Origin of the sequence: Aeromonas molluscorum (genome assembly GCF_051376105.1) — a bacterium.
Lineage (GTDB): Bacteria > Pseudomonadota > Gammaproteobacteria > Enterobacterales > Aeromonadaceae > Aeromonas > Aeromonas molluscorum.
This window is the reverse complement of sequence record NZ_JBPQCY010000001.1, coordinates 1,196,012-1,218,501: the sequence shown is the minus strand read 5'-3', so window position 1 is coordinate 1,218,501 and position 22,490 is coordinate 1,196,012. Positions and strand designations below refer to the sequence as shown.

The 22,490-nt window shown below is 58.6% G+C and carries 21 protein-coding genes, 1 tRNA gene and 1 other annotated feature; of the genes, 18 read left to right on the top strand and 4 right to left on the bottom strand.

Going from position 1 to position 22,490, the window contains the following annotated elements; translation table 11 throughout:
- Nucleotides 1-45: 45 nt before the first annotated feature.
- Nucleotides 46-1,215 (bottom strand): MFS transporter, encoded by a 1,170-nt coding sequence (locus ACSMDR_RS05840; protein ID WP_436467585.1) that lies wholly within the window; start codon nucleotides 1,213-1,215, stop codon nucleotides 46-48.
- A gap of 767 nt (nucleotides 1,216-1,982) precedes the next feature.
- Here ACSMDR_RS05840 and ACSMDR_RS05835 point away from each other — a divergent pair.
- From ACSMDR_RS05835 to ACSMDR_RS05795, 9 genes are read left to right on the top strand one after another with little or no spacing between them, the layout of a single operon-like run.
- Nucleotides 1,983-3,428 (top strand): arylsulfatase, encoded by a 1,446-nt coding sequence (locus ACSMDR_RS05835; RefSeq protein WP_436467584.1) that lies wholly within the window; start codon nucleotides 1,983-1,985, stop codon nucleotides 3,426-3,428.
- Nucleotides 3,429-3,478: 50 nt separating this feature from the next.
- Nucleotides 3,479-4,774 (top strand): anaerobic sulfatase maturase, encoded by a 1,296-nt coding sequence (locus ACSMDR_RS05830; protein WP_436467583.1) that lies wholly within the window; start codon nucleotides 3,479-3,481, stop codon nucleotides 4,772-4,774.
- On the top strand, nucleotides 4,771-5,775 hold the full coding sequence (locus ACSMDR_RS05825; protein ID WP_436467582.1) for an AAA family ATPase: 1,005 nt from the start codon (nucleotides 4,771-4,773) through the stop codon (nucleotides 5,773-5,775). Before ACSMDR_RS05830 ends, ACSMDR_RS05825 begins: the two co-directional genes overlap by 4 nt.
- The gene (locus ACSMDR_RS05820) at nucleotides 5,775-6,680 is read left to right on the top strand and encodes a DUF58 domain-containing protein (protein WP_436467581.1); all 906 of its coding nucleotides are present in this window, start codon (nucleotides 5,775-5,777) and stop codon (nucleotides 6,678-6,680) included. Before ACSMDR_RS05825 ends, ACSMDR_RS05820 begins: the two co-directional genes overlap by 1 nt.
- Nucleotides 6,681-7,121 (top strand): DUF4381 domain-containing protein, encoded by a 441-nt coding sequence (locus ACSMDR_RS05815; RefSeq protein WP_224432364.1) that lies wholly within the window; start codon nucleotides 6,681-6,683, stop codon nucleotides 7,119-7,121. It begins immediately after the preceding gene.
- Nucleotides 7,114-8,091 carry a VWA domain-containing protein gene (locus tag ACSMDR_RS05810; protein ID WP_436467580.1) on the top strand — a complete coding sequence of 326 codons (978 nt, stop codon included), beginning with the start codon at nucleotides 7,114-7,116 and terminating at the stop codon, nucleotides 8,089-8,091. Before ACSMDR_RS05815 ends, ACSMDR_RS05810 begins: the two co-directional genes overlap by 8 nt.
- Entirely contained in the window at nucleotides 8,088-9,614 is a 1,527-nt protein-coding gene (locus ACSMDR_RS05805; RefSeq protein WP_436467579.1) for a VWA domain-containing protein, read from the top strand. The genes ACSMDR_RS05810 and ACSMDR_RS05805 overlap by 4 nt, the downstream gene beginning before the upstream one ends.
- The gene (locus tag ACSMDR_RS05800; protein WP_436467578.1) at nucleotides 9,611-10,624 is read left to right on the top strand and encodes an oxygen tolerance domain protein; all 1,014 of its coding nucleotides are present in this window, start codon (nucleotides 9,611-9,613) and stop codon (nucleotides 10,622-10,624) included. Before ACSMDR_RS05805 ends, ACSMDR_RS05800 begins: the two co-directional genes overlap by 4 nt.
- A gap of 2 nt (nucleotides 10,625-10,626) precedes the next feature.
- Nucleotides 10,627-11,634: an HAD family hydrolase gene (locus tag ACSMDR_RS05795; RefSeq protein ID WP_436467577.1), complete on the top strand. Its 1,008-nt coding sequence runs from the start codon at nucleotides 10,627-10,629 to the stop codon at nucleotides 11,632-11,634.
- Nucleotides 11,635-11,835: 201 nt separating this feature from the next.
- Here the strand turns inward: ACSMDR_RS05795 and ACSMDR_RS05790 are convergent.
- Both ACSMDR_RS05790 and ACSMDR_RS05785 read right to left on the bottom strand, forming a co-directional pair.
- Nucleotides 11,836-11,912, bottom strand: a tRNA-Arg gene (locus ACSMDR_RS05790).
- 49 nt (nucleotides 11,913-11,961) lie between these two features.
- Nucleotides 11,962-13,116: a flagellar assembly protein FlgT gene (locus ACSMDR_RS05785; RefSeq protein WP_042041544.1), complete on the bottom strand. Its 1,155-nt coding sequence runs from the start codon at nucleotides 13,114-13,116 to the stop codon at nucleotides 11,962-11,964.
- 158 nt (nucleotides 13,117-13,274) lie between these two features.
- On the opposite strand from ACSMDR_RS05785, the gene ACSMDR_RS05780 reads away from it, so the two are divergent.
- Nucleotides 13,275-13,895, top strand: coding sequence for a FlgO family outer membrane protein (locus ACSMDR_RS05780; RefSeq protein ID WP_436467576.1), 621 nt, complete (start codon nucleotides 13,275-13,277; stop codon nucleotides 13,893-13,895).
- A gap of 46 nt (nucleotides 13,896-13,941) precedes the next feature.
- The gene (locus ACSMDR_RS05775) at nucleotides 13,942-14,370 is read left to right on the top strand and encodes an LPP20 family lipoprotein (RefSeq protein WP_042041422.1); all 429 of its coding nucleotides are present in this window, start codon (nucleotides 13,942-13,944) and stop codon (nucleotides 14,368-14,370) included.
- A 179-nt stretch (nucleotides 14,371-14,549) separates the two neighbouring features.
- On the opposite strand, the gene ACSMDR_RS05770 is transcribed toward ACSMDR_RS05775, so the two are convergent.
- Entirely contained in the window at nucleotides 14,550-15,719 is a 1,170-nt protein-coding gene (locus tag ACSMDR_RS05770; protein ID WP_436468205.1) for a chorismate mutase, read from the bottom strand.
- Nucleotides 15,720-15,756: 37 nt separating this feature from the next.
- Nucleotides 15,757-15,878 (bottom strand) — a sequence feature (Phe leader region).
- A 244-nt stretch (nucleotides 15,879-16,122) separates the two neighbouring features.
- Between ACSMDR_RS05770 and ACSMDR_RS05765 the strand changes: the two genes are divergently transcribed.
- From ACSMDR_RS05765 to ACSMDR_RS05735, 7 genes are all read left to right on the top strand, one after another.
- On the top strand, nucleotides 16,123-16,959 hold the full coding sequence (locus ACSMDR_RS05765; protein WP_436467575.1) for an adenine nucleotide alpha-hydrolase family protein: 837 nt from the start codon (nucleotides 16,123-16,125) through the stop codon (nucleotides 16,957-16,959).
- A 97-nt stretch (nucleotides 16,960-17,056) separates the two neighbouring features.
- Complete coding sequence (locus ACSMDR_RS05760; protein WP_436467574.1) at nucleotides 17,057-17,608, top strand: DUF3157 family protein; 552 nt, start codon at nucleotides 17,057-17,059, stop codon at nucleotides 17,606-17,608.
- Between the two features lie 172 nt (nucleotides 17,609-17,780).
- Nucleotides 17,781-18,404, top strand: a complete 624-nt coding sequence (locus tag ACSMDR_RS05755; RefSeq protein WP_436467573.1) for an autotransporter outer membrane beta-barrel domain-containing protein — start codon at nucleotides 17,781-17,783, stop codon at nucleotides 18,402-18,404.
- 179 nt (nucleotides 18,405-18,583) lie between these two features.
- Nucleotides 18,584-19,528 (top strand): YbgA family protein, encoded by a 945-nt coding sequence (locus ACSMDR_RS05750; protein ID WP_436467572.1) that lies wholly within the window; start codon nucleotides 18,584-18,586, stop codon nucleotides 19,526-19,528.
- Nucleotides 19,529-19,559: 31 nt separating this feature from the next.
- Nucleotides 19,560-20,504: a MerR family transcriptional regulator gene (locus tag ACSMDR_RS05745; RefSeq protein ID WP_436467571.1), complete on the top strand. Its 945-nt coding sequence runs from the start codon at nucleotides 19,560-19,562 to the stop codon at nucleotides 20,502-20,504.
- 55 nt (nucleotides 20,505-20,559) lie between these two features.
- On the top strand, nucleotides 20,560-21,969 hold the full coding sequence (phrB, locus tag ACSMDR_RS05740; protein WP_436467570.1) for a deoxyribodipyrimidine photo-lyase: 1,410 nt from the start codon (nucleotides 20,560-20,562) through the stop codon (nucleotides 21,967-21,969).
- Between the two features lie 51 nt (nucleotides 21,970-22,020).
- Nucleotides 22,021-22,449: a nuclear transport factor 2 family protein gene (locus ACSMDR_RS05735; protein WP_436467569.1), complete on the top strand. Its 429-nt coding sequence runs from the start codon at nucleotides 22,021-22,023 to the stop codon at nucleotides 22,447-22,449.
- Nucleotides 22,450-22,490: the final 41 nt, after the last annotated feature.

Below are 22,490 nucleotides of genomic sequence, written 5' to 3'. Positions count from 1 at the left end.
CATTTAACGTGTTTATTGTTGAGGAAAAACAGGTAATTAGACTCACTAACTTCCTTGCCTGACCGAAGGGGCAGACTCATTGTTGTTATGGACGTGTCTCAGCGCCCTGAGCAGTACCACCACGCCCAGACAGGCGAGCAGGGTGCAGGCGATGTTGATCCAGGCCAGGTCGGCAAAGCCCAGCAGACGGGCCTGTTCGTCCGATTGCAGATAGCGGGCAGACCCCAGGCTGGCGAGCCCGGCGGCAATATTGGTGACGGTTCCCTGGAATGACATGAAGGCGGCGCGCTGCTGGGGAGCCGCAATGGCCGCCGTGACCGCGAGCGTGGTGCTGGCGCGGGCCGAGCTCAGGGCCATGAAGAGGGTAAACAGCAGATAGACGGGCACCCCCAGCGGGGTGGCAAAGCCGAGCAGGGTGACCAGGGCCAGCAGCAGGCTGGTGATCAGGATGGCGCCCTGGGCGCGGCCCTTGTCTATCCAGCCACCGCACAGGCGCATGGTGGCCATGCTGGCCAGACCGCCGCACAGGTAGAGGCTGGCAATCTGCTCGCGGGGGAAGCCGAGGTTGAACTGGAAATAGTTGGCAAAGTGCGGGATCAGCAGGAAGTGACCGGCCATCTGCAACGCCAGAATGGCGAGGGCCCCCTGACACAGGGGAGAGGCCATCAGGTGCCAGATCCCGCCATGACCCGTCTCCTGCCTGACCGGCAGGGAGGGGATGAGCACCCCGGCGGCCAGGGTCAGCAAGAGTCCGGCGCCCCCGAGCAGCAGGAAGGGGCTCTGCCAGCCGAACCAGTGGGAGAGGGTGAGGGCGATGGGCACGATCAGGATGGCGGCAAGGGAGAAGGCCATGCCCACATAGGCGAGCTTGCGGCCCCGCTCGGCCGGGGGCACCAGATCCAGCACGGCCGCCATCAGGATGGCGGAGAGGGGACCGGCGACGCACCCGGAGAGGATAAACAGGATGAGCAGTTGCTGGCTGTTCTGGGCCAGGGCGCAGGCGATCAGCAGGGTGAAGCGCAGGGTCAGCAGCAACAGCAGGACCGGGCGACGGTTGAAGCGATCGAGCCAGGGGGCGGCGAGGAGTCCCACCAGGGCCGCCCCCAGGGTGGCGCCCCCGCTGAAGTAGCCGGTCTGCTCGGGGGCCATGGCGAAGGCGAGCACCAGTTCGGCGCCAAGGGGCATCACCATCATCATGCTACCCATGGATAACATATTGATTAATAGTGCTAAATGTATGACCGACGAGGGGTAGGCACTGTGGAGCTTAGGGATCACAAGAGTCTTCTCGAGCAAAGGAGCCCGAATTCTATCCGAGGATTTTTTTCATGACAACAAATGATAATTGTTTTTATTTGTATTAGTTAATCTCGATCACATCCTTAAAGCAGCGTCAAACGGACTCTTGTGCGACAAACCAGCTCCTGCCAACTGGGTTGACCCGAGGTTTACCCCTTGCAGCGGTCTGAACCGCCCGGCGCCCCCCAACCTCCAGACGCTTCCCTCACGCTTTTGTGAGGCATATCACAAAGCAGGGGCCTCAGAAGTGACCTCTGGTTCAGGCTGTATCATGGTTGATGGTGGCTCATTTGTGACACTGTATGACAGTGCTACCATCACAATGTCGTCATACGCTGCAAGCATAAAAAATGAGCACCAGCGCCGAGCAGAGATCCAGCGATGCATCGAGTCTGCTGGAGTTAACCCTTTGTGTTAGTGCTCATTTCAATGTGGCACTTTCGTATGCCGGGTGGCTGAAAACGGTGTGTTTTATAAACAAAGGCAACCATCCTAAGTTGATTTGTCTATACACTGAGTCCGACCTTCTAAAAAATGGAGTCATGAGAATGCTGAACAGCCTACCATCCAAAAGGACCTTGATCGCCAGCATGTAGACGCTGGCCTTTGGTGCTACTTCTTCGGCACATGCTGCCGACGCGGCCAAAACCGCCCCAGAGCAAGATAAGGGGAAACCCAACATAGTGGTCATCTTCGGTGATGACATTGGTTATTGGAACCTGAGTACCTATAACCAGGGCATGATGGGTTACCAGACCCCCAATATCGACAGCATTGCTGCAGAGGGGGCCAAGTTCACCTCCTACTATGCGGAGCAGAGCTCGACGGCAGGCCGTTCCTCTTTCATTACCGGTCAGATGCCGTTTCGTACCGGGATGAGCAAGGTAGGGATGCCCGGGGCACCTCAGGGGCTGCAAAAAGAAGATCCGACCATCGCCAATGTATTGAAGCAGCTGGGTTATGCGACCGGTCAGTTTGGCAAGAACCATCTTGGTGATCGCGATGAATTCCTGCCGACCGCCCATGGTTTCGACGAGTTCATGGGCAACCTCTATCACCTGAATGCGGAAGAGGAGCCGGAGAACTCGGATTACCCGAAAGACCCCGCCTTCCGCAAGCAGTTTGGCCCGCGCGGCGTCATCAAGAGCAGTGCCGATGGCAAGATTGAAGATACCGGCCCGCTTACCATCAAGCGCATGGGCACTGTCGATGAAGAGACCCTGGCCGCCAACAACGACTTCATGGAGCGTCAGGTCAAGGCCAAGAAGCCCTTCTTCACCTGGTTCAACACCACCCGCATGCACAACAAGACTCACCTGAAAGATGGCAGCAAGGGTGTGACTGGCTTGGGTGATTACGCAGATGGCATGGTTGAGCACGACAAGATGGTTGGCGAGGTCCTGAAGAAGATCAAAGACCTCGGTATCGAAGACAACACCATCGTCGTCTACACCACGGACAACGGTCCCATGACGGCGACCTGGCCCGATGGCGGTATTACACCGTTCCGCGGCGAGAAGAATACTGGCTGGGAAGGGGGCTTCCGGGTGCCTGCCATGGCCAAATGGCCGGGGCACATAAAACCGGGCACCATGATCAACGATATCTTTGGCAGTAATGACTGGTTCCCGACCCTGGTGGCCGCAGCGGGCGAGCCTGACATCAAGGACAAGCTGCTCAAGGGCTACAAGACCGCCAAGATGACCTACAAGGTTCACCTGGATGGCTATAACCAGCTCGACTATCTGCAAGGAAAAGCACCGAGCCAGCGTAAAGAGTTCTTCTACTGGAGCGATGATGGCGATCTGCTTGCCATGCGCTACGGTCGCTGGAAGGCCCACTTCATGATCCAGGAACACACCGGGCTGGATCTGTGGCGCTACCCGTTTGTCAAACTGCGTGCGCCGATGATCTTCGACCTGGAAGTGGACCCCTTGGAGAAAGGCAGTGACGGCATGGGTTATGACACCTGGTTCTACGATCGTATGTACCTGCTCGGCGGCGCACAGAAGTACGCTACCGAGATGATCCAGAGCTTCAAAGAGTTCCCGCCACGCCAGAAACCGGGTTCCTTCACCGTCTCTGATGTGAGTGCGATCATTGAGCAAGGCACTAACAAGAACAATTAATTGACTGCTGTTCAGGGTGGGGGAAACCCCACCCATATCTAGGGAGCATTATGAAGCACAGCACAACATTGCCTGTTAAAGCCTTGGCGTCGGCAGAGAAATATATCGGCAAGGGACCAGCTTGGGTGCGGCGTTTTCATGTGATGGCCAAGCCGACAGGCTCAACCTGCAACATAGACTGCACCTACTGTTTTTATCTGCACAAAGAAACCTTGTTACATCAAGATCGCCATACCGGCATGAGTGATGAGGTGCTGGAAAATTTCATTCGCCAATATATCGACAGCCAGGATGGGGAGCAGGTCGTCTTCTCATGGCAAGGGGGCGAGCCCACGCTGATGGGGTTGGCGTTTTTCCACAAGGTCGTCAAGTTTCAACAGCAATATAAAAAGCCGGGTCAACGCATCGAGAATGACCTGCAAACCAATGGCATCCTGATCAATGATCAATGGGCCGAGTTCCTGAAGGAACACCATTTTTTAGTGGGTCTGTCCATCGATGGGCCCCGTGAGTTACATGACAGATATCGCCTGACCCGCAGTGGCAAGCCCACCTTCGACAAGGTGATGGATGGGGTTGCCGCGCTCAAGCGCCATCAGGTTCCTTTCAATGCCCTCGTCACCATCAACCGCACCAATGCGCGCTTCCCCCTCGAGGTGTATCGTTTTCTGACTCAGGAGCTTGGGGCAACTTACATCCAGTTCAATCCTTGTGTTGAACCTGTCGATTTTAAGTCAACCGCGCCGCAGTTTTGGCATGACGACACCATTCCCGTAACGGGATCGCGACGGGCCAAACCGGGAGATCTGGATTCTATTGTGACGGATTGGTCGGTCGATCCCGATGACTGGGGACGCTTCCTGATCGCGGTGTTTGAGGAGTGGGTCAACAACGATCTGGGCCGTGTGCAGGTCAATCTGTTCGAGACGGCGGTTGCCCAGACCATGGGGATGCCTGCCCAGATCTGCATCACCTCGGAGTTTTGTGGCAAGGGGTTGGCCGTTGAGAAGAATGGCGATATCTATTCCTGCGATCACTACGTCTATCCGGAATATCAGTTGGGCAATATTGAGACCACCCCACTGGCGCACATGGCCTTTTCCGAGCGTCAGAAAGCCTTTGGGTTCGGCAAGAAAGATACCCTGCCTGACTACTGCAAGCGTTGTCCTTACCTCAGCCTGTGCTGGGGGGAGTGCCCTAAAAATCGCATAGTGAGAACCCCTGATGGCGAGTTGGGCCTCAACTACCTCTGCCCGGGCATCAAGGCCTTCTTCGACTTCGCCCAGCCCATGGTGGTGGGGATTGCCACTATTTTGCAAAACGAACAATCGGGAGCTCGCTCATGAGTCACAGGGAGAAGCTGCGCCAGCTTGAGTTGCGCATGAATGAACAGGTGATCGGGCAAGAGGGGTTGGTCAGGATGCTGATCATCGCATTGCTATGCGATGGGCACGTGCTGCTGGAGGGTTTGCCAGGCTTGGCCAAGACCCGCGCGGTGCGCGCGCTTGCCCGACAGATAGAAGGGGAATATAGCCGGATTCAGTTCACGCCTGATCTGCTGCCATCGGATATTACCGGCAGCGAAATCTACCAGCAGCATGCGACCACGGAGGAAGAGCAGTTCAGGTTCAGACCTGGCCCCGTGTTTGGCAATATCATTCTCGCCGACGAGATCAACCGCGCCTCCTCCCGGGTGCAGTCGGCCTTGCTTGAGGCGATGGAAGAGCGCCATGTGACCGTGGCTGGGAAAAGCTGGCCATTGCCAGGGCTCTTCATGGTGTTGGCCACTCAGAACCCGGTCGACCAGGAGGGGACCTGGCCACTGCCAGAGGCCCAGTTGGACAGATTCTTGATGAAGGTGTTGGTGGAGTATCCCTCCAAAGAGAACGAACAGCTTGTCATGCAACTGGTCAGGGCAGAACAGCGGGAGAAGTATGAGGGCATCAGCCCCGGCACAGACAGTGCGCCCTCTGTGATGCCAGACAAACTGGTGGCGCAACAGGATCTACAGGCCTGTTGGCAGGAGGTATCCCGAGTCCATGTTGCCCCGGCCATGGAGCACTATATCGTCAACCTGGTGGCCATGACCCGCCATCCGCAAGGGGTGAGTGACGCCCTGGCGAGCTACATCAGCCTCGGGGTCAGTCCACGGGGAACATTGGCACTGGAGCGCTGCGCCCGAGCCAACGCCTGGTTGGCAGGACGTGACAGCGTCTTGCCACAAGACATCAAGGATATTGCCCCTGCCGTGTTGCGCCATCGTCTGATGATGAGCTATCAGGCCAATGCGGACGGTTTCTCGGCAGATGATGCCATCCGGACACTGCTCGAGACCGTTGTCGCCTGATGGAACCATTATTCAGCATCGATCGCGCCGCATTGATGGCGCTGGCAGGGGAGGCCAAGTTGCTCAACAATGCCCCCGAGCGGCTTTCGCCAGGAGCCCTTGCCGGGGAGCGAGTCTCCCGTCAGCAGGGACGGGGCTTGAACTTTGAAGGGCTGCGCCGCTATCAGGCGGGTGATGACGTGCGCCTTATTGACTGGCAAGCCACGGCACGCCTGCGTACTCCCTGGGTTCGTCTCTATAACGAGGAGCGGGAGAGGCCCGTTTTCCTGTTGATTGACCAACGCCTGGATATGTATTTCACCACGCGAGGCAAAACCAAGTCGGTGGCGGCCGCCATGATAGCTGGCCTGTTTGCCTGGCGCAGCTGGCATGACAGCGACCGCTTGGGGGCCGTGGTATTTAGCGATGATGATCTGGCTGTCCACCCTTGCCGCTCCCCGAAACAGAATCTGGGACCGGTGCTTGAGGACATCAGCCGCTTCAATCAAGCCTTGGTACAGCGCTACCCTGCCGAGCCCCAGAAAGAGTTGGGATTGGCCGAGGTATTGCAGCAAGTGCATCGCTTGATCCCGCCGGGAGCCTGGCTGGCAATGATCAGTGATTTTCACGATCTGGATACGCGCGGTGAAGCCATCCTTGCGGGGTTAAGGCGCCGCTGTGAGGTGAATGCCTTCGTCGTCTATGACGATCTCCATCTGCGGCTCCCCACTCAGGGGACTGTGGGAGCCCGTTATCAGGGACTCGATGCCACAGTGTCGCTCTCGACCTCCATGACCCAGGACATTCAACGGGCTATCACCCAGCGGCTGGCAGATCAGGAGCAGCGTCTGAGCAGGTTAGGTGCCAGGGTTCATCATATTGTGACCAGCCAGGATCTGGTTCGGCAACTCCAGAAAGGGGCATGAATGCTTGAAAAAGGCTTTACCGTACCCGAGTTGCTGCACCCCCCCTTGCCAGCCAGTGTCTCTTGGTTGCCACAGGCCCCAGGTTGGTATCTGCTGGCTACCCTGCTGCTGCTGGGGGCGCTTGTTATGCTGATAAGCCGTCTCGCCCGTTGGCGGCGCAACCTGTGGCGGCGTGAGGCAAGCCAGCTGCTTACCACGCTGGAAGATGCCGATGGTTGGATCACCATGATCAAACGTATTTTACTCATGCATCGACCCCGCGCCGACATAGCGAAAGCCCTCTCGCCGGTGCAATTATTGGATGGCGTTCCCATCGACGAGGCACTGCGATCCCTGTTGTGCGAGCGTTACTGCCAACAGGATAATCAGTTGTCTGATGAACAAAATGCCCGATTGGTTCAGCAGGTCGCAACCTGGATAGGGAGCCTGCCTCATGTCTGATTGGCTATCCCGGTTTGACTTTGCCTGGCCCTGGGCCTGGTTGCTGATAATGCTGCCCCTCATCAGTCGTTTCTTGCTACCCCAAGAGCGGCCACTGGCAGAGTATGTACGGGTCCCTTTTCTCCCTCATCTGATCGAAGAGCTGAACCTCAAGGCGGCGCCCCCGCAGTCCGGTTGGTGGCAGCGCCTCCTGTTCTGGCTCATCTGGGGTTTGCTGGTCTGTGCGCTGGCGCGACCTGAGTTGTTGACCCCGCCCCAACACATCACCAAACCGATGCGAGACATGGTGCTGATCCTCGATGTTTCTGGGTCCATGGGGAAAAATGATCTGCCAGGGGGGGATACCCGCTTGAAAGCCATGCAGGATTCTGTCGCCAAGTTTGTCTCGGCACGAAAACAAGACAGAATGGGTCTGGTTATTTTTGCCAGCAACGCTTACCCGTTTGCGCCGATCAGCGCGGATAAGCATGCGCTACAGGCTCGCATCACCCAGCTCGCTCCCGCCATGATAGGGGAGCAGACTGCCATTGGGGATGCCATCGGGGTTGCGGTCAAGATGCTAGACAAGGGACAAGATGGGGACACCAGCAAGTTAGCCATCTTGTTGACGGATGGCAATGATACTGCCTCGCAGCTGGCGCCGACCCTGGCCGCCCAGTTGGCCGCCAAGCATCAGGTGCAGATCCACACCATCGCCTTTGGGGATGAACAGAGTGAGGGCGATGACAAGGTCGATCTTGCCCTGTTAAAGCAGATAGCCGACATCACCGGGGGGCGTAGCTGGCAAGCGGCGCGCACGGGCGCGGCCCTCGATAGCGCTTGGCAAGCCATTGATGAGCTGACGCCGGTACAGGTGAAGACCCTGGGCTGGTCCTGGCAGCAGCCCTTATACCAATGGCCCTTGTTGCTGGCCCTGCTGCTCTTGTTGCTCTCGACCCTGGTGGCTCATCGCAAGGAGAGCCTGACATGAGCGATTTTCATTTCCTCTACCCCTGGCGTCTGCTGGGCTTGCTGCTCTGCGTGGGCCTGTGGTTTGTGGTCCGCCATTCGCGAAGTGCCTGGTACCAGGTCATGGACAAGCCGGTAGCCAAGGCACTGATCATCGGGCAAACAAGGCCCTTGCTGCAGCTGTTACCCCTATTGTGTGTGTTGGGGGTGATTGGGCTGGCGGGACCGAGTTGGCAGAAGCAGCTGCCTGCAGCCTTGTCGCCACAGAGCAGCGTCATGGTGTTGTTTCAACAGGATCTGGCGATGTATGCGCAAGATCTGACCCCCAGTCGCCACCAACGCATGCAGCACAAGATAATGTCGCTGGTGTCGCGTTCCCCCGGCACTGGATTTGGGCTCATCGCCTATGACAGTTCTGCGCACCTGACCACGCCCTTGACCCAGGACCCGGACTTCTTCTCCCTCTTTCTCGACGCGCAAGATCCGGGATTGATGCCCAAGGGGGACGGTTCAGCTCTGGGTCAAGCCATTGATCTGGCGCAGAAAAACTTACCTGACACCCCGGATGGGGCAAACAGCTTGCTGATCGTCGCGGATGCCATCACGGCCGAGGAGGCGACCTTCTTGACCGGGTCCAGACTCCCCGTGCAGGTCTGGGTCGTGGGCACAGAGCGAGGGGGCACCATGCCGGCGGCTTATGCCGAACGCGGTATCGATACCCGGCTCAATGTCGACCAGTTTCAGTCCCTGCAAGATGCCGGCATCCCGGTCACCCTGGCCAGTGCTGATGATGGGGATATCGCCGCCATCTCGGGCAACATCGCCCATGCGGTGCAGGCGCAGAACAATGCACGCCAGGATCTGAAGTGGAAAGACAGTGGCTACTGGTTGGTGATTCCCATCTTGGTGCTGCTGCTCTTTTGGCGCAGACAACTGCTGTGTGTGGCATTGGTGGCCTTGCCGCTTGGCCTCTACTCCGGCCACAGCGAGGCCGCTTTGATCAACTGGTGGTTGACAGGGGATCAGCAAGGTCAGCTTGCGTTTGATCGCCAGGATTATGCCCAGGCGGCGCAACAGTTTGAGGAGCCCTTGCGCCGGGGGCTAGCCAGTTATTACGCCGGGGATTATGTGGCGGCTTCGACCGCCTTGCGCCAGGCGCCAGCGACGCCGGAGTCTCTGCTCTGGCTTGGTAACAGCTATGCCCAGCAGAAATCCTGGCAACAGGCGATAGACAGTTATGATCAGGCCCTCAGTCTGCGCCCCGACTGGGAGATGGCACAGGCCAACCGTGCCAAGATAGCCGAGATCATCATGCAACTGCGTAAAAAAGAGCGGGATAAAGAGGCCTCACAAGAGGAGCAAGAGGGGATTGATCCCGATGAGATCAAAGATGATCTGAAAAAAGGGGAGGGGGTCAATCAGCAGGATATCCAACCAGGCGACACTACCAATCCCCAGTTGGAGCAGTGGTATGACAATGTGCAACTTTCTCCAGCGGGCTTGCTGCGCAATCTTTATCAGGCCGACGCGCCGGAGGGCCAATGAGACACTGGCTATTGCTACTGCTGATCATCAGTTTTCCAGGGCACAGCGAGATGAATATCAGCCGTGAGCTGGTGGCACCTGCCAAGATCGTGCCGGGCCAACCGCTGCGCATTGCCGTGACTTACTGGACAGATTCCTGGTTCAACCCGCCGCCAAGCTGGCCCGATATGGTCGTCGAGAATGGTGCCCTGCTGACCACCCCGCTGCCCAATCAGCTGTTGACGCGTCAGGAGGGGGGAAAGAGCTGGAGTGGTATTCGGCTGGAGAAACTGGTGGCTGCCTGGGATCAGGGTACCCTCAGGTTTGCACCGATGGAGGTGACCCTCTCCTCGGCGGGGCAGGCGCCTCATACGGTTCAACTGCCTGCCATAGAGCAAGCGATCGCCTGGCCTGCGGATGTCCGGCAACCGGATCGTTTTCTGCCCGCCAGCAAGGTGACGCTGACCCAGCAGATTGCACTTTATCGCGCAGGAGAGGGCGATAGCCTGCATGCCGGCGACGCGATCGAGCGTCAGGTGACGGTGAAGGCAGAAGGAGCCGTGCCCGCACAAATACCGCAACTGCTCTACGCCATCCAAGGAACGCAAACCCAGCGACTCACCCCCGTGAGTGGGCTGCTGGAGTCTGGGCGAGGCGACTTCCTTGGTGGCCAACGCGAAGAGCGCTTGCGCTATCTGCCCGTGCAACAAGGCACCATCACTCTTCCACCGCTCGCCTTGAGGTGGTGGGATACCGAGCGGCAAGAGTGGCAATTGGCCGAACTTCCCGGAGCCGATTACCAGATAGGGGCCCCCCGGCCCGCCGGTCGGGAAGCTGTGTTGCGTGCTTCAGCCCAGGCTCACCCATGGTGGTATGTACTGACAATCTCAATACTCATCATCTTGGCTGGTGCCGGATACCTGGCACGTCGTCCGCTCCGGCGTAGCTGGCTGTTTGCCCAGGCCGCCATAAAACGATTCTGGGATCCTGTTCCCTTACCCGATCTCATCCCGACGACGAAGGAGAAATGACAATGAACTTCAACCGCATACTCGGCACCCTGATCCTGGGCACGGCGTTTTGCGCGAGTGCCGAAAGTGGCCCTGATCCTCTCTCGGCCTGGCAAGATACGGCGGCCAAGGAGTCCATCCAAAGCTGGGTGGCTGGCGCGACCCAAGCGGGTGGCAGCACCTTCATTCCGGTCAACAAGCGTTATGTCGTCTTTGACAACGATGGCACCCTCTGGCCCGAGGCTCCGCTGACCTTCCAGTTGCAGTTTGCCATCGATGAGATAAAGCGGCTCGCCCCGACACACCCCGAGTGGCAGCAAGATGCCATCGTCAAGGCGGTCTTGGCCAATGACATGCCGGCCTTGGTCAAGTCGGGCAAGAAAGGGCTCTTGCAGTTGCTGACCTTGACTCACAGTGACATGACCACAGAGGAATATGCCAAGCGGGTTCGACACTGGTTGGATAACCGCGAGCATCCACGCTTTGGTTGCCATTATGACCAACTTGCTTATCTGCCCATGAAACAACTGCTTGAATATTTGCGGGATAATGGTTTCAAAACCTGGATAGTTTCCGGTGGTGGCATCGATTTTATGCGTGTCTTCGCCGAGCAGATGTACGGCATTCCTCCTGAGCAAGTGGTGGGTTCTTTTGCGCTGGGCGAGTTTGCGGTGGCAGAGGATGGCACCTCGATAAGGAAGACGATGAAGGGGGCCTATTACGATGATGAGGCCGCCAAACCTGCCGCTATCCACCTCTTTATGGGCCAGCGTCCGGTGGGTGCATTTGGCAACAGTGACGGAGATGTTCCTATGTTGCAATACACCACAAGCAATCCTGACTTCAAGCCATTTGGCCTGATTGTTCGCCATACGGATGAGACGCGGGAATATGCCTATGACAGCCATCCCCCCAGCAGCGGTACTCTGGTGGAGGGGCTGAAACTGGCGCCCAAATATGGCTGGACAGTGGTCGATATGAAAAAGGACTGGAAAGTGGTATTTGACCCGGCGCAGTGCGCCTTCAAATAGGCTATCTCCCAGATAGGATTCATAGAGATCGTTGACTGAGGCTTATCGACCTTGTTTGCCTGAATGCCCCTTGTTACTCCCTCACAATGCCGCAAGCAATCTGCATCAGGCCTTGGGGTAATCGCGTGTAGCCGAGAGGGGAAACGGGCCGAAAATGACAAAGGGATTAGCATCATAAAGATGCTAATCCCTCGTTGTATCTGGTGCTCCCGACTGGATTCGAACCAGTGGCCTGTCCCTTAGGAGGGGACCGCTCTATCCAGCTGAGCTACGGGAGCGAGTGGCGGGCATTATACAAAAACCACCGCACTTTTAAACTCTTGATTTCTATTCCAATAGGGCAAAATCGCCGACTTGGATGTTAAATGGCGAATATTTGTTCCGTGTCGACAGTATGGCGCCGTCATCAAACAGCTGAACCACCTCGAACAGACCATTGGCCGGGTTGCGTTGCATGCGTGCCTTGCCGTAGGGATCGGTGAAGTCGGCGCTGTGCTGGATGCGGAATTGATCCCCCAGCTTGACGCCATTTAGCCGCCCCAGATTGATATGGGGGCCGCGCTCGCCCATGGCGACGATGCGGGCGGTGACCGGGGCGCAACTTAGCTGGCTGATGATGTCCTGCACCGCCTGCTTGAGCTGATAATCCACCTCCTGGCCGTAGCTGGAACGCCAGAATTCACTGCTGTCACTGCCTACCTGGTCTTGCTTGGCGAAGGTCCAGTCGGCGCGTCCCTGGTACTCCTTGCGGCCCATCAGGCTGCCGTTGATGCCATCAAACAGATAGAGCTGCATGCGAAAACTGCGCACCGGATCCCGGTACCAGCTGGTCAGCTGGTTGCCCTGAGGCTCGAGGGAGAGATCGTCCAGGCTGCCGAGCACCAGATACTGGCTGTCGGTGCGCAGACTCAGCGCCTTGATCTCCTCCAGGGCGCTGCGATCCCCCTGTTGCAGGTGCAGCGGGTCTATGGCGAGGTTCTCATCGAGCCACTGATGTGCCAGCACCCCTTTGGGGGCGGCGGCCAGTTGCTCGAACAGGCGGCGGGAGAGGCTGGCGGGCAGATCGTCGAGGGCGCCATAGCTCGCCTGCTCGGGATGACGCAACCTGAGCCGGACCAGCGTCAAATCCTTGGCGTACTCCTGGCTCGGACAGATCTGGCGCTGGGCCTGGATATCGGCCTGGACAGTGATGTACATGCGGCCGTTGCGCACCTCTTCGCGTTTGAGGCGATAGTGGCGAATGTCCCCCCCCGAACGGATCTGGATCTGCTCGGATTTCAGGCTGCCGTTTTCCAGGCGCTGCACGCTGGAGACGGCGGCGCCGCTGGCCAACAGCGCCTGGCGCAGGGCATCCCGGGTGGCTTCCTCGCGGGCATAGGCCTCGTCGCCATCCAGGATGGCGGCGCTGCCCTGGGCCTCGATCAGCTCGGCTCGCAGGCCAGTGGTGACCAGCAGCAGGGCAAGCAGCAGCGACGTTTTGATTATTCTCATAACATGAACCTTGCAGGGGGCAGGGAGTTCCCATGCCGACTCGAGTGTGGATGCTGGCGAAAATAAAGCAAGAGTCGTGCCTTATTCCACACTCAAGCTTTGTCAGTCTCGTCCGATAACAGGTGAGATGCAGAACAGGAAGCTTATCCATGAATAGATTGATCACGGCGTTGGCCCTTGCCCTGGCCTTGTCTGCCTGTGGTTCCGAGCCCATAGACCGCAAGATGGGGGATCCCCGCCAGGCCGCGCCCGGTATGGAGCTGAACTGGCTGGTGGCGCGCATGACCGATCAGCTGATGGAGCGCAAATCCCTCTCCACCCTGACCGAGCCCATTGCCGTCTCCTCCTTCGTCGATCTCGATACCCTGCAGGACACTAACTGGATGGGCCAGCAGATAGAAGAGGGCTTCATCTATGAGCTGAACCGGCGCGGTGAGGTGGTGGTCGACTTCAAGATGACCGGCAATATCAAGGTGACCCCGCAAGGGGACTTCGTGATGAGCCGCAACTACAAGGATCTCTCTGCCAGGCTGCCCATCACCCGCATCCTGACCGGCACCTTCAGCCGCAACAAGCAGGGCATTTTAGTGAACGCCCGCATCATAGACTTGCGTACCAAGATGGTGGAGACCACGGCCCAGAGCCTGATCCCGCTGCAGTACCTCTCTGGTGCCAGCAACTCATTCGGACGTGCCTCGGTTAACCGGGGTCTGTTGCAGCGCGGCTCGGGGACAACCCCTCAGGGCCACCTGGTCAATCTGACCCCCTGAGGGTGCGGCGCCGGTGCGCCCCCCAAGCCAAGATGGAGTAAGCAAGATGAAGACCCTGTTTGGATGCCTGCTCGCCCTGCTGCTCACCGCATGCAGTGGCAACCGTGTGGTGGAATATGGCAATAACGTCAGTGAGCCGGATGATTTCCCCGTGCTCAAGGCGGTGGGATATGCGGTGATCGACATCCAGCCCGGCCCCTCCCAGTCCGAGCGGATGCTGCAAGCCATTCGCGCCTCCAAGATGGATGCCTATCGTGAACTGGCCGAGCAGCTCAATGGCCAGCAGGTCAGTGCCAGCTCCCGCTATCAGGATCTCAAGCAGGTCTCCAATGCCCTGGATGTCTCGGTGGCAGGCATGGTGCGTGGCGCCCGGGTGGTGGCGACCTATCCCCGTGGCAACACCTACGCCACCGAGCTGGAGCTTGATACTCGCAACCTCTACCATCTCAATCAGTTGATGGCGGGGCAATACTGAGCATCAGTCTCTATTGACGGCATCGCTAGATAGCAACCAGTTGCGTAGAAAACAACAAGGCGACCCGTGGGTCGCCTTGTTGTTTTCGCGGCATATTGCTTGTCGATTCAGGTGTCCTGCATAGTGCGGGGCGGCGCTATCTTGCCGCCCCTACCTGACGCCTGAACCCCTGGTTTGGCTTATCCCAGGATAACGGGGGGCACGGCCGTGGGTTTGACATCCTCGCTCGGGTAGCAGCCCAGTACCTTGATGTAGCGGGTGATCTGGGTCAGCTCGACCAGGGCCGCCTGCATCTCGGCGCTCTGCAAATTGGCCGAGACATCCAGATAGAACATCTCCTCCCAGGGGTTGCCCTGCACGGGGCGGGACTCCAGCTTGGTCATGTTGATGCTGTTATTGCGCAGCACCAGCAGCGCCTCGACCAGGGAGCCCGGCTTTTGCGAGGTGGACATGATGAGCGTGGTCTTGGCCGGGATCTGCGACGCCACATCGATGGGCTTGCGCGCCACGACGATGAAGCGGCTGTAGTTCTCTTTCTGGTTGGCCAACTGCTCGGCCAGTACCGACAGGCCATACAACTCGCCGCCATCCGCGCTGCCAATAGCGGCCGCCTCGGGGCTGGCCAGCTCTTTCACTTTCATCATGGCACTGGAGGAGGAGTCGCAGATCTCATGGCGGGCACCCTCCAGCTTGCTCAGATAATGAGAGCACTGCTGGAATACCTGGGGATGGGCGTAGAAGGTCTTGATGCGGGAGAGGTCGGTCGGCACGGCAGTCAGCACGCAGTGCTCAATCGGATAAGTCAGCTCACCGACGATGGAGAGGCTGGTGTGCTGCATCACGTCATACACCTCGTTGATGGAGCCCGAGCTGGTGTTCTCGATGGGCAGCACCCCGAAGGCGGCGCGGCCTGACTCCACGGAGTCCAGTACTTCGCGGAAGTTCTGGCAGTTGACCTCGACCACCTGATCCTTGTAACGGGCCAGATATTTACGTGCAGCCAGACTGGAGTAAGAGCCGCGGGGCCCCAGGTAGGCGACGCTGGTCATGGGCTCTTGCTGCTCAGGGTTGAGCAGCCCTTGCAGGTAAGCCTGCTGGGAGAGCACCGAATCTTCGATAATGGTGTGATAGAGACGGGTCACATACTGGGCATCCAGACCCAGCACCCGGCCTTTCTGGATCAGGGCGACCAGCAGATCCTGTTCCCGCTGATGATCGCGAATGGGGCGCGGGTTGGCTTGCTTGGCGCGGGCGACCGCTATGCTCAGGGTCTTGCGCTTGGCCAGCAGGGCAAGCAGCTCCTGATCCAACTGGGTGATGTCCTGCCTGATGTCGTCTAGGGTTACCATGATACGTACCTGTCCAGATATGCCATTGATATTATTCATAAAAAAGCCTCCACTAGGGAGGCTCGATTCGTCTTTAGTTTCCGGTTTATACGACGACGGGCCTTCCCTCAGGTGGGCCGGATAAACGAGAAACGAAAGAGGAATAGTGAATGCATGGGACTGCCTTGAGATGTCAATGCCCTAGCTTTAAGGGATTTGCCGGTTTGATGCAAGTAAAACTTGCCAGCAGGAGATGCTGACCAACCCCTGCAGGCCGGGGCGCCCCCGGCGATATTGGCGGATTGATCTGGATCATTATCAATAGCCACTAACGATTGAAATATGGATTTTATGGTATCTCATTTATGGCCCGTTCAGGATCCGAGCGGCAAAATGGCACCCTAGATTCACAGACGGGGCATCCATGGATACCAACATTGTTCTACTGAATCAGGGATATGATCAGACTTTTCAGGCCAGGGAGCAGCGCCTCATCGACATCCTGTCCACCTATGACGAGCTGGTCGTCTCTTTTTCGGGACGGTTGGAATCTTGCTATGCCATGGACCTCTGTCGCGCCAGCGGGACGCGCATCCGCGCCCTGACCCTGGACAATCCACTGCTAAGCCGACGTGAGTTGGCCCGCGCCCACCGTTACTGCCAGCGCTACAACATAGAGCAGCGCGTCCTCAAGACCGACGAGATGCTGTTTTGTGATATCGAGCAGCCGCCCAAGGTGGCGAAGGATCCGGTGCGTTTCATCGATGAAGCCAAGGCGAAACAGGCGGACTGGGATCATCTGCCGCTGCTCATCCCGGCATCCCTCGAGGAGATGCAGGCCTATCTGGGGCGCTTTCATCAGCCGCCGCCCCGCACTCTCTGGCTATTTGCCAGGGAGGGAATGTGCCACAGGGACTTCCGGTACGGCTTCCACAAGCGTGAACTCGAGCGTTGGGGCAAGGCCAGCGGTGGCTACCTCAATCGCCGCTTCCAGAACATCAGCCAGATGGATCGAAGCCATGTACAGATGATCGACATGGCGGAGCAGATCCTGGCCGACATGGGACTCGACGATGCGGAGGTGCATTTTCACACCCTGAGCGACGACAGCGTCACCCTGGCCAGAGTACGGCTGCCGTCCCACCAGCGCGCCCGTGGTTTCGATCGCCAACTCGACATCTATCGTGCCCTCAAGGGAATGGCCTTCGACTATGTCACCCTGGACATGGCCCTGCCCAATTGCCATGACATCGCGGGTTGACCGGCCGTGACGCCAGCACTGTGAGCGGCGTCATAGGCAAGTGGGGGGCGACTGTTTATACTGGCGCCCCTTTTTGCATCTGTCTGACAGGAATGCCATGAAAGCCTTTCCCCTGCTGCTCGCCCTCTCCCTCGGCCCAGTGCTGGTCCAGGGCGCGCCGCTTACCCAGGTGACCCTGGCCGATGGCCGCGTGGTGCAGCTCAACGATGACTTCAGCTGGGAATACCTGCTGATCAAGCCTGCAAAGAGCAGTGCGACGACGCAGGCAAGCACGGCAGTGGCTGTGCCCGTGTTGACCGAGCAAGCCCTGGCCAATCCCCAGTTGCTGAGCGAGGCGTCCCGCGATGGCGTGGTCGTTAGCCTGGACAACCTGGTGGCGGAGGATCCCTATCGGCTGCACTTTATGGTGCACAACACCGGGGCCCGTAACGTGGTCGGTGTGCGTGGCTATGTCAGCCTGTTTGATGAGCAGGGTGTCCAGTTGGCGCGCCAGGAGGCCCGTTTCTGGGTCGCAGAGAATCGCCTGCCCGAGACCTATCTGCGCAAGGGTCAACAGCGCCCCTCCCTCGAGATAGAGATGGCCAAGCCTGCCGGGCTCAATGGCCAGCCGCTGGTGCGGGTCGAGATAGAGGAAGTGCTGTTCCGCTGAGTCCAGTCGTCGATAAAGACCTCCTGCGGGAGGTTTTTTTATGTCTAAAAACAGGTAGTTAAATCTGACAGCAACAGTTGCTTACATCTGACATGGTTTGGCAACAGCTTGCTCCTCGGCACCGGGAGGGGAGATGGGCACAATGACGCCATCTCAACGAGGAGTCATCAAAATGAAAAAACTTACTCTTTCCGTCATGGTGCTGGCCGCCTGTTCTTCCGCTTCCGCCATGGCGCAGGATGCGTTCAGTTATGCCAAAGGGGCCGCAACCTGGGCTCATACCAAGTCTGAGTTCGTGGGTGGCAAGGACAATAACAATCGCGACTTTGGTGGTTTGAGCCTGGACTTGTCCAAGTCTTTCGCAGGCAACTTCTATGGCCGGTTGAGCAGCGAATACAGCTCCCGCAATGACGGCAACGACAGCATGGGTATCTCCAGCCTGGGCCTGGGTGTGTTCACGCCGCTGAGCACAGGCCTCAACCTCTATGGGGAAACCGGTCTGATGGGTTACAGCCTGGAGCGCGAGTTGAGCCATGATGTCGATGGTTGGGACTCCGTGGCCCGCAAACAGAGCGGTAGCCTCTACGGTGAAGTGGGCATACGTTACGATCTGGGTCAGGTTGAGCTCTCCACCGCCTATCGCTACGCCAACATGACCGACGACATGCAGGACTTCAAGGTCGGCGCTGCCTACAAGTTGACCCAGAATCTGGCCCTGACTGCCGATTACACTTATCGCCACTGGGACTTGCAGCAAGGCTCCATCAGCAGCCTGGGTGTGAAGTACAGCTTCTGACCCCTATTCATGATGGTATTTCCCCCAAGTAAGCAGCTTGCCCATGACAGCGTCATGGGCTTTTTTGTTATCTGCTGATCCTTCTTCTCGTTTGCCCCGTATGCCTTGCAAAGTTATACAACTTTCATTTTTTGTATAACTGCTATAAGTTAAACGTTACTTATACAAGTGGGGTTGGTATGTACAAGATAAATGTAGGGATCAGTGCCTGCCTGCTCGGCCAGCAGGTGCGCTTCGACGGTGGTCACAAGCGATCCAGCTTCTGCGATCGTGAGCTCGCCGCCTTCTTCGAGTACCAGCCGGTCTGCCCGGAGATGGCCATCGGCCTGGGCACACCCAGGGCTGCCATCCGCCTGGTCAAGCGCCAGGGAACGATCCGCGCCGAGGCGAGCAACGGCAGCTTCGATGTCACCGACAAGCTGATAGCCTTCAGCGAGCAGCAGGCTAGCCAGCTTAGCCACATCTCGGGTTACATCCTCTGCGCCAAGTCTCCGAGCTGCGGCATGGAGCGGGTGCGCATCTATGGCGCCAACAATGAGGGCAGCGCCAAAGAGGGCATTGGCCTGTTTGCCAAGGCGCTGATGGAGGCCAATCCCCTGCTGCCGGTGGAGGAAGATGGCCGTCTGTGCGATCCCATATTGAGGGAAAACTTCGTGTTGCGGGTCTTCGCCTATCACGATTGGCAGCAGCTCTGTGCCTGCGGGCTCAGCAAGGCGAGCCTGATAGCTTTCCACTCCCGCTACAAATATCTGGTCTTCTCCCACGCGCCAAGTCACTACAAGGCCCTTGGCAGATTGCTCGGCAACTTGCACCAGCAATCCCTTGCGCAGACCGCCGATGCTTATATCAAAGGGCTGATGACGGCGCTCAAGGTGCGTGCCAACCGCCGCGGTCATGCCAACGTGCTGATGCACCTGCAGGGCTACTTCAAGCAAGTACTGAGTCAGTCCCAGAAACAGGAGCTGGCAGAGACCATCGACAAGTACCGCACCGGTCTCTTGCCCCTGCTGGTACCGCTTACCCTGCTTCGCCACTACCTGCGCGAATATCCCAATGCCTATCTGGCCGATCAGGTCTATCTCAATCCGCATCCCGAGGCGCTCAAGCTCAGATATGGGCTCTGAACGCCGGGAGGCTCACAAGGTGAATTCACTCATGCATGACTCTTCAGTTCCATCACGACAGGCGGCCTCGCGCGAGGGCGAGGCGGCCAGCGAAGAGGCGCGCTACCCCATCCGCGAGGTATCGCGCCTCACCGGAGTCAATGCCGTGACCCTGCGTGCCTGGCAGCGCCGTTACGGGCTGGTGCAGCCGGCACGCACTGACAAGGGGCATCGCCTCTACAGCGAACAGGATATCCGGCAAATAGAGGAAATTTTGAGCTGGTTGGAGCGGGGGGTGAGCATAGGTCAGGTCAAGGGGTTACTTGGCGACAGCCAGAGCGTGGCACCCAGTGATCATTGGCAGCAGAGCCAGGAGAGCGTCTGGTTGCTCCTGCTTGCCCTCAAGTCCCGCCAGCTTGAACAGGGGCTCAATGAGCTGATTGCCAGCTACCCGTTCGAGCTGGTGCGCAGTCAGCTGCTCGAACCCGTGCTGGATCGATTGATGGCCATGGCCGACAGGCCGGATGCCGAGCTGCTGCGCCACCATTGGCTTGACTGGTTCGCCCACTACTTCGGTCGCCATCTGTTAGGTCAGGAGAAGGGACTGCCGCTGACCCTGGCGAGCTGGGGCAAGGTGGGGCCGCTCGAACTGCTCTGGCACGCTTATGAACTGGTCAATCAGGGCTATGAAGTGCAACTCATCGGCCCCTGCGATCCCAAGCTTGCCCAGCTGCTCGTCGGGCGCAGTCATGACAATTGGCTGGTGCTGATGGGCGCGGCCATCCCCAAAGGTGAGCTGATGACCCCCTGGCCAGTCGGCACCCAGGCCATGGGGCCCCTGGGCCGTCTCTACCCTGAGCCATCCCAGGTCGCGGCTTTGCAGGCGCTGCATTGGCAACCCAGCCTGGCCGACTGGCTGGCCAGCCAGCCGGAACCTGCGCAAGCCAGAAGCAGGGGCCAAGGGCAGTCTGGGAGAAAGCCCTCTAAGCAAGAGTGAGCCCAGCGCCTCATTCCCTTTTCCGTTTTCTATTGCGAGTTAATCAGGAGTGACCATGAAGCTGGTCTGGTTTCGAAACGATCTGCGTCTGCGGGATAACCCGGCGCTACGCCACGCCTGCGCCGAACCGGGCGAACTGGCCGCCCTCTTTGTCATCAGCAAGGCGCAGTGGCGCCAGCACCAGATGGCCGACATTCGCCGGGATTTCATGCTGGCGCAGCTCGATCTCCTCGGCAAGGCGTTGGCGGCCCTCGGCATCCGGTTGCACCTGCTCGAGGTGGCGACCTTCGCCGAGATCCCCGAGGCGCTGGCCAGGCTTGGTCAAGAGCTGGGTGTCACTCGTCTTTATGCCAACCAGGCGGTAGAGATAGACGAGCTGCGCCGCGATAGCGCCGTGAGCGAGCGGTTGGCGCAAGAGGGCATTGGCTGCCACTGGTACAACGGCTGTTGTGTGCTGCCCCCAGGTCGGGTGCTGACCGGCAGCGGCGGCATGTTCAAGGTGTTCACCCCCTTTAGCCGGGCCTGGCTAAAGGCCCTCGATGAGGACGGCTTTGTCATTCACCGAGCCCCCCAGCCCCGGGGCGAACCATGCGCTTGGCCATCTCTGGTGGCGTCTGGGCTGACCAAGCCCTGGGATAACCCACACTGGCCGGTGGGAGAGGAGGAGGCCGAGCGCCGTCTACACCTTTTCCTTGAGCAGGGGGTGCTCGATTATCCCGAGTCGCGGGATTTTCCAGCCATCCCCGGGACCTCTTGCCTCTCGCCCTATCTGGCGCTGGGCATCATAAGCCCGCGTCAGTGTCTGGCAGCGTTGCAGCAGCGCCTTGGCTACCGGCCGCAATCAAAGGCGCAACCCGGTTATGTCTGGTTAAGCGAGCTCATCTGGCGCGAGTTCTACCGTCACTTGCTGGTGAGGGTACCGAGCCTCGCCATGAATTTGCCGTTCAAACCGGAAACGGCGGCCCTGCCCTGGAGCTGGGATCCGGTGGCCTTCGCCGCCTGGTGCGAGGGGAGAACCGGGTTTCCCATCGTCGATGCCGCCATGCGCTGCCTCAATGGGACAGGCTGGATGCACAACCGGCTGCGGATGATAGTGGCGAGCTTTCTGACCAAGGATCTGCACATTCACTGGCGACTGGGAGAGGACTATTTCATGAGTCGGCTCATCGATGGCGATCTGGCCGCCAACAACGGTGGCTGGCAGTGGGCGGCGGGAACAGGCGCCGATGCGGCCCCCTATTTTCGGGTGTTCAATCCGACCACTCAGGGCCAACGTTTTGATCCACAAGGGGAGTTCATTCGTACTTGGGTAAAAGAGCTGGCCGATGTCCCTGATCAATACCTGCATCAACCCCAGGATTGGCTAAGAGTCAAAGGACGCCATGACTATCCAGCCCCCATGGTGGATCACGCCAAGGCGAGGCTGGTGGCCATCGATATGTTCCGTACCCTGGAGAAACCCTGATGAGTAGATGCCCGATGCCTGTGTTGTCCCCCGGTTCGGTGGGGATGCGCCATGAACGCTGAGCTGGGTAACTTTGTCGCGCTTTATCAGCAGCTCGACAAGGGTCAGATACACCGGCTGGCGCAGGTTTATGCCGATGATGTCCTGTTTCTGGATCCGGCTCATCGGATCCAGGGACTGGCCGCCCTCGAGGCGTACTTCACCCAGCTCTATGCCGGGCTAGAATCCTGCACCTTCGAGATAGAACGCAGTCAGCAGCAAGGCGCCAGCGCCTGGCTCGGCTGGACCATGACGCTGCGCCACCCCAGGCTGGCTCGGGGGGCGCCGGTGAGCGTGCGGGGCGCCACCCTGCTGGAGTTCAATGACGCGGGCAAGGTATGCCTGCATCACGACTATTTCGACATGGGCGCCATGCTCTACGAGCAGCTGCCCCTGATAGGCTCACTGATCCGCATCATCAAGGGAAGGTTGGGAAAATGATGGCTAACTCATTATTTCAGTTAGCGATTTCTTTCTCAGAC